Genomic DNA, 5,539 nt, shown 5'->3' with positions numbered 1-5,539 from the left:
ATCCTGAAAAGAGAAAAGTATTGGGCTATAAAATTGGCGATACAATGACAGCCGAGCTAGCCACAAGTGCCTTACAGATGGCGTTAGATAAGCATCGAAAGCCACTCATTATTCATTCAGATATGGGATCACAATACACGAGTGCTGAGTTTAATATTAAATGCCAAAATTATGGCTTGAAACATTCTTATTCACTCAAAGGCCATCCGTACGATAATGGCCGTATGGAAGCGTTTCATTCAATATTGAAGCGTGAAGAGGTTTATTTGAAGGCATACCAAACATTAACTGAAGTCCAAGCAGCCATTGGTTGGTATATCAATTTTTATAATCGCAATCGTATCTCAAATGTCGCCTAATTAACTGAATAAAAATAGTCCAATTTATTGACTTCTGAGCAGCATTAGCCGGATGGATTCCTTGCAAATGAATCTTGATCAGGGGTATAAGCCCTATACGGATGATGAAAAAGCAAATTTTGCAGCGCGTAAAAATAAGCACTATGTGACATTAATTACCGGGTTGACGCCAAATGATATTCTACCAGGTATGTTTGACTTTATTGCTGATATAAAACAAAAAGGTTATGTGGCTAGTATCGCTAGTGCCTCAAAAAACGCGCCGACAATTTTAAAACAGTTGGGTTTGACAGATTATTTTATTGGTATTGTTGATCCAAGTACATTGGCGCATGGTAAGCCAAATCCTGAAATTTATATCAAAGCTGGGGAATTGCTAAAGTTAGCACCACAACAAATTATTGGTCTAGAGGATGCCAGTGCAGGCGTTAAAGCCATTCAAGGTACTGGGCAAACAGCATTGGGTATTGGCCCAGCTGTGTCGCAAGACAATTTACAGCTGTGGTTTGCCGATACAGCAAGCGTGACATTAGATAATATTAAACAAAAGCTAACGCAGTAAGTTTTACATTGCAAGGCAGTGCAACATAAAGGTAAATTAAAACCGCTTATCACAAAAGCGGTTTTTTTTTGATGCTACTTGGTAAACTAGCATCATAAAGATAGGAACAACAGGGAGAATGATATGTTAGAGATGAAGCATATTAAAGTCAATTATGGTGAGTTTGTTGCACTTGATATGGGACGCGACATAATCGTTGATGCACATGATATCGTTGGCATTGTTGGCAGTAACGGGGCTGGTAAATCAACTTTAATCAAGGCATTAACGAATCAAGTAGCTTATACTGGTAAAATCGTTAAACCAGGGCAAATTGCGGTGCATTTGCAAGAAAACAATTACCCAGCCACTGTCACTTGTCGCACAATTTTGGAAGGTTTATTACAAACAACCTACAAGAAAGATCCAAAATTAATTGAGCTCGTACAATTTTTTGACTTTGAAAAGAATTTGAAAAAAAAGGTGGCCCAGTTATCGGGTGGGCAAAAGCAGCGATTGACGATCATTATGGTGTTATATCAAGATGCGCCATTAACTTGTTTTGATGAGTTGAGTACTGGCCTTGATTTTGAGACACGCTTTAACTTAATGGCTAAAATTAAAGCATGGTATGCTAATAAGCCAGCTATGATTTTACTGATTACACATTATTTTGATGAATTGGAAAAATTAGCCAATAAATTATTGATTATTGATCAGGGGTACGTTGTAGATTACGATTTAACGACGATGTTGTTTGCAAAATATGTGGGTTATTCGGCGGTTGTCATAGATGCACCGCAGTTAGCGATTACCTTGCCAAAAGGGTGCGATATTATACGTGGTGAAGCAGGGCAAACTGTGATTGGTTGTGACAATCAGAATAGTCAACAGTTAGTGATTGCGCACTTAAATCAACACGGTTTTACCTTTTCGGCAACACGAACAAGTGTGACACTTATCTATTTGAACGCGTTACACCGGCGTGAAATAAACAGATTGGGGCAGACATCATGAAGCACTATATTAAATTTGAACTTAAAAATACACTAGGGTATAGTCTTGCGATGATTGTTGGTGGACTATTACCGATGATTTTGGCTATTGGCAATTACCATGCCACTAGTAACACGTTAGCAAATCAAGCATTAGCTAAAGGTTTATTTGCAACGTTATTACCGATGATACCGCTTGGCCTAGTCATTTTGCCATTCACGATTTCTTTTGGTCGAGATATGGCTGATGGTGTCACAACACGATTTGTCTTGTTTGGCTATCGTATGGCTAAACAGTTGGTCGCTAAATTTGTCTCAGTGGCCATTTTGGTGTCACTGGTGACAGTAGTTTATTGTTTGGTTTTGTATCAGGTATTACCGTTGCCTTCAATGAGTATGCTGAGCTTAGCCAACGTCTTTGCTAGCACCATGATTCTAACTGCAGCATTATATCTTTTGTCTTTTGCCATTGCCCAAGTTTTTAAAGGCTTCAATATGATTCAGGGCGTGGCGATGGTGTGTTACTTTGGTATTGCCTTCTTAACAGGCAGTATGGGAACATTTCAATTGCCGCGTACGCTTGAAAAAGCCATAGAATGGATTCCATTTGCTGCCATACGAGAGACACTCAAAATGCATTGGGGCAGTAATACGGTGACTGATATGCAGACAGAGTGGTTTAAACTGATTGTTTTCTTATTAATCACGCTATTCTTATTTGGTCTGGCAGAATTTTATCGCCGTCTCAAAATACACGCCGTCTGATAACAGAATTTGATAAAATAAGGTTATATTGGTAAGCTAATTGCCACATGGGGGAGAGACATGGAAATTAAAATCAATGTCGATGAGCAACTTAATGGCATTAAAGTTGTCATTTCGGGCAACGATTTGACACAAATGACAGCCATCGCCAAACAACTACAAACAAAAAAATCAGAAACGAGTAAATTTGTGGTTAAAACGGTTGATGATATTCATGTGATTACGCAATCAGATATTTTAATGGTATCAAGTTTTGGTAACGAATTAACAGTGACACGTAACAATCATCAGCAATTAGTAACGCGTAAAACACTAAAACAATTTTTAAATGAAGACAAGTCGCAGTTGTTTGTTCAAATATCTAAAGCAACAGCGATTAATTTAAACCAACTATCACGAATGACATCGGCTTTTTCTGGTAATTATTATGGTTTTTTAACAGATGGGACACGTGTTACTGTGTCGAGACGATATATTAAGCATATTTTAAATCGACTAGAAGGGAATGATGAAAATGAGACAATTTAAGTATATAATCATGCTAGCTTTCATCGGTATCGGGATAGGATCATTTTTATCCTTATTGTCAATCACGTTAAATCAAGCAATAGTTTCATTGACACAATTTGCTTTGTTAATGATCATGAGTGCTATTATGGGAATATTATCAATAATTTTTGATTATGATAAGTTCAGCTTCATGACGCAACTAGTCTTACATTTTGTATTAGAGATGTTAACTTATTTGATCTTTATTGCTTTGACTTTTGGTAAAACAAGCATCGCATTAACAAATATACCAACTTTTGTGATTATCTATTTAGCGATTTTTCTTTATATGCGTCAACAAGGACATGACAATGCTCGACGTATTAATGAACAATTGGCCAATAAAAAGCACAGTTGAATGAACGCATTCAACTGTGCTTTTTTGCTGATGTTAACGATAAGCAAAGGATAACTCACTATATCAAATTTTGCCATAGCAATACCAGTTTTTAGTGAAATATGTGATAATCTGGTAAAATGAGAGAAAGTATTAGAGAAGAAGTGACACAGGATAGGACATGCCCAATTATCTTATTTTGGTTCTATAATATCTGTTGTTGGTAATCAAGTGAAACTTGATTACTGGTAACGGTTATTTCATCAACATTTTTTAGGGTCGCAATCACCACACCATTGGTAGTGATTAGCTTATTTACAATTTCAAAGGGGTTAGTTTCTGTCATTTTGTTGCTCCTTATCTGATTTTGGTGAGTGATAGTCTGGGTTGTGTAACCACCAGTCATTCATGATTTTAAACAACTTTTTACGAATGGTTGCTGCACTGGCTTTTCGGTTGCCACATACTAGTGCCGTAACATCAATATCAAAAACAAGATTGGATAATGAATAATTTGCAGAACGCAGTGAGAAAAAATAATCATAATCACCGTCCTAGTAGTCATTGCGGTACGCTTGTAAGAGAATTGGTTTGAAGGTTGACTCACAATCACGCCAACTCAATAACTCTTCACTTATTGAGATATTTTGTTCAATCATCATATAGTCGGTTGTCAAACCTTGTTGAGGGCTATACCATGCCATAATGTCTCCTTTACATCCAATCGGGTCTTTCATCACCATCAATACTGCCGTGAATATGATTTACTAGGCTTTCGTTTGTGACCGTGATGTTGTTGTCTGCCACGTAGCAAATTGTTAATCTATCGTATTTATCATTTAGATGTTGATGATGTACCCAATTGTTGTTGACGGGGTAATAAAGTCCTAGCTCGGATAACTCGTCTTCCAATCCCGACCAGACATTAGCCGTCAAATCATATTCATCATAGCCTTTAGCCTCATAAACAAGTTCTACGGCTTGGATAGCACCGCTAGGAATGAGTACCATTGCTGAATTTTGTAAGTAGGTCTCCATTCTAATAATTCTGATATTCATATTTCACCACCATTCTGTATAGTACAAATTTTCTAAATCACTGTTGTAAGTAAATTCTTTCTGAAGAAAATGCCGTGTGTCTCTCAACACTTCAAAATAATAGCCGTCATAGTCTGTACTACCAAAGAAAAACCCTGATGCCGTAGGTAACAACTCTAGTGCCAAAGCATGGCTTGCCAAAACCTGTTCAATTGCTTGTATACTGAAAATCCGGACTGCTTTATTTCTAGGGCATAATCCGAGATAATCAAGTATAGGAGTTTTTTATATTATGAACGCTAAGCGATACTCAACAGAATTTAAGTCATCAATTGTTGCCTTGTATAACGAGGGACGTTCTGCTAATTCTCTAGCCAATGAATACCATTTGGCTGTACAAACCGTCACGGGTTGGGTGAAGAAAGCCCAAATCATTGGGACGGACGTTACTGGTAAGCCAGTGACTCGTGCCCAATTTAACGCAATGCAGAAAGAAGTCGCAAGACTTAAAGAAGAAAACGAAATTTTAAAAATTGCGGCCGTTTTGCTGGGCGAACATCGCAAGTAACACGTAAGACCCATTTTCCTATTGTCCAATCATTGCTAAAACAGCATTTTAAACTCATGATGGTGCTTCGCCTACTCAAAATACCCAAAAGCACCTACTTTGATTGGGTTCACTATACTGAGAGCCAACGACAACGAGAAGACACGATTTTAAAAGCTTTGTTGCGTGAAATTTGGCAAAATAACTATAAAGCTTATGGCGCGCCACGTCTGCGATTAGCATTAGCTGATCTGAATTTGCATCATGGAACCAACCGAGTTCGTCGTTTAATGCGAGAAGCTGGCATATACTCTGTCATGACTCGTCGATTTAACAAACCAACGACAACTGTTGATTATCGTCAACGTCCCAACTTAATCAGGCATTTACCCGAAGCCAATGCTTGGA

The 5,539-nt window shown here is 37.8% G+C and carries 11 protein-coding genes and 1 pseudogene; 8 read left to right on the top strand and 4 right to left on the bottom strand.

Features of this window, described 5'->3' with window-relative positions:
- The 6 genes and pseudogenes from BMG01_RS09930 to BMG01_RS09905 all read left to right on the top strand — a co-directional run.
- Window positions 1-359: DDE-type integrase/transposase/recombinase (locus BMG01_RS09930; protein WP_143472296.1), on the top strand; the 359-nt coding region annotated here is incomplete at its 5' end.
- A gap of 34 nt (window positions 360-393) precedes the next feature.
- A pseudogene (locus tag BMG01_RS09925) lies at window positions 394-921 on the top strand (HAD-IA family hydrolase); the annotation flags it as partial.
- 123 nt (window positions 922-1,044) lie between these two features.
- On the top strand, window positions 1,045-1,917 hold the full coding sequence (locus tag BMG01_RS09920) for an ATP-binding cassette domain-containing protein (protein ID WP_004912536.1): 873 nt from the start codon (window positions 1,045-1,047) through the stop codon (window positions 1,915-1,917).
- Window positions 1,914-2,660: a hypothetical protein gene (locus BMG01_RS09915; RefSeq protein WP_004906677.1), complete on the top strand. Its 747-nt coding sequence runs from the start codon at window positions 1,914-1,916 to the stop codon at window positions 2,658-2,660. Before BMG01_RS09920 ends, BMG01_RS09915 begins: the two co-directional genes overlap by 4 nt.
- A gap of 60 nt (window positions 2,661-2,720) precedes the next feature.
- Window positions 2,721-3,188: a LytTR family DNA-binding domain-containing protein gene (locus BMG01_RS09910; protein WP_004912540.1), complete on the top strand. Its 468-nt coding sequence runs from the start codon at window positions 2,721-2,723 to the stop codon at window positions 3,186-3,188.
- Window positions 3,175-3,567, top strand: coding sequence for a DUF3021 family protein (locus BMG01_RS09905; RefSeq protein WP_369802604.1), 393 nt, complete (start codon window positions 3,175-3,177; stop codon window positions 3,565-3,567). Before BMG01_RS09910 ends, BMG01_RS09905 begins: the two co-directional genes overlap by 14 nt.
- Window positions 3,568-3,751: 184 nt before the next feature.
- Here BMG01_RS09905 and BMG01_RS11230 read toward each other — a convergent pair whose 3' ends face one another.
- The 4 genes from BMG01_RS11230 to BMG01_RS09890 form a co-directional block, all read right to left on the bottom strand.
- A complete protein-coding gene (locus tag BMG01_RS11230) occupies window positions 3,752-3,892 on the bottom strand; it encodes a hypothetical protein (protein WP_004912547.1) in 141 nt (46 codons plus the stop codon).
- Window positions 3,893-4,100: 208 nt separating this feature from the next.
- The gene (locus tag BMG01_RS11495) at window positions 4,101-4,250 is read right to left on the bottom strand and encodes a hypothetical protein (protein WP_233127297.1); all 150 of its coding nucleotides are present in this window, start codon (window positions 4,248-4,250) and stop codon (window positions 4,101-4,103) included.
- A 10-nt stretch (window positions 4,251-4,260) separates the two neighbouring features.
- Window positions 4,261-4,605, bottom strand: a complete 345-nt coding sequence (locus BMG01_RS09895) for a hypothetical protein (protein WP_004916084.1) — start codon at window positions 4,603-4,605, stop codon at window positions 4,261-4,263.
- A 3-nt stretch (window positions 4,606-4,608) separates the two neighbouring features.
- Window positions 4,609-4,785 carry a hypothetical protein gene (locus BMG01_RS09890; protein ID WP_233127296.1) on the bottom strand — a complete coding sequence of 59 codons (177 nt, stop codon included), beginning with the start codon at window positions 4,783-4,785 and terminating at the stop codon, window positions 4,609-4,611.
- 91 nt (window positions 4,786-4,876) lie between these two features.
- Here BMG01_RS09890 and BMG01_RS09885 point away from each other — a divergent pair, with 91 nt between their 5' ends.
- Window positions 4,877-5,152 carry a transposase gene (locus BMG01_RS09885; protein ID WP_002816289.1) on the top strand — a complete coding sequence of 92 codons (276 nt, stop codon included), beginning with the start codon at window positions 4,877-4,879 and terminating at the stop codon, window positions 5,150-5,152.
- A 56-nt stretch (window positions 5,153-5,208) separates the two neighbouring features.
- On the top strand, window positions 5,209-5,539 hold a 331-nt coding region (locus tag BMG01_RS09880), incomplete at its 3' end, for an IS3 family transposase (protein ID WP_143472295.1).

The organism is Leuconostoc sp. BM2, from assembly GCF_002095565.1.
Lineage (GTDB): Bacteria > Bacillota > Bacilli > Lactobacillales > Lactobacillaceae > Leuconostoc > Leuconostoc falkenbergense.
Note: the sequence above shows the minus strand (reverse complement) of the source record. Positions and strands in the feature narration are given on the sequence as shown.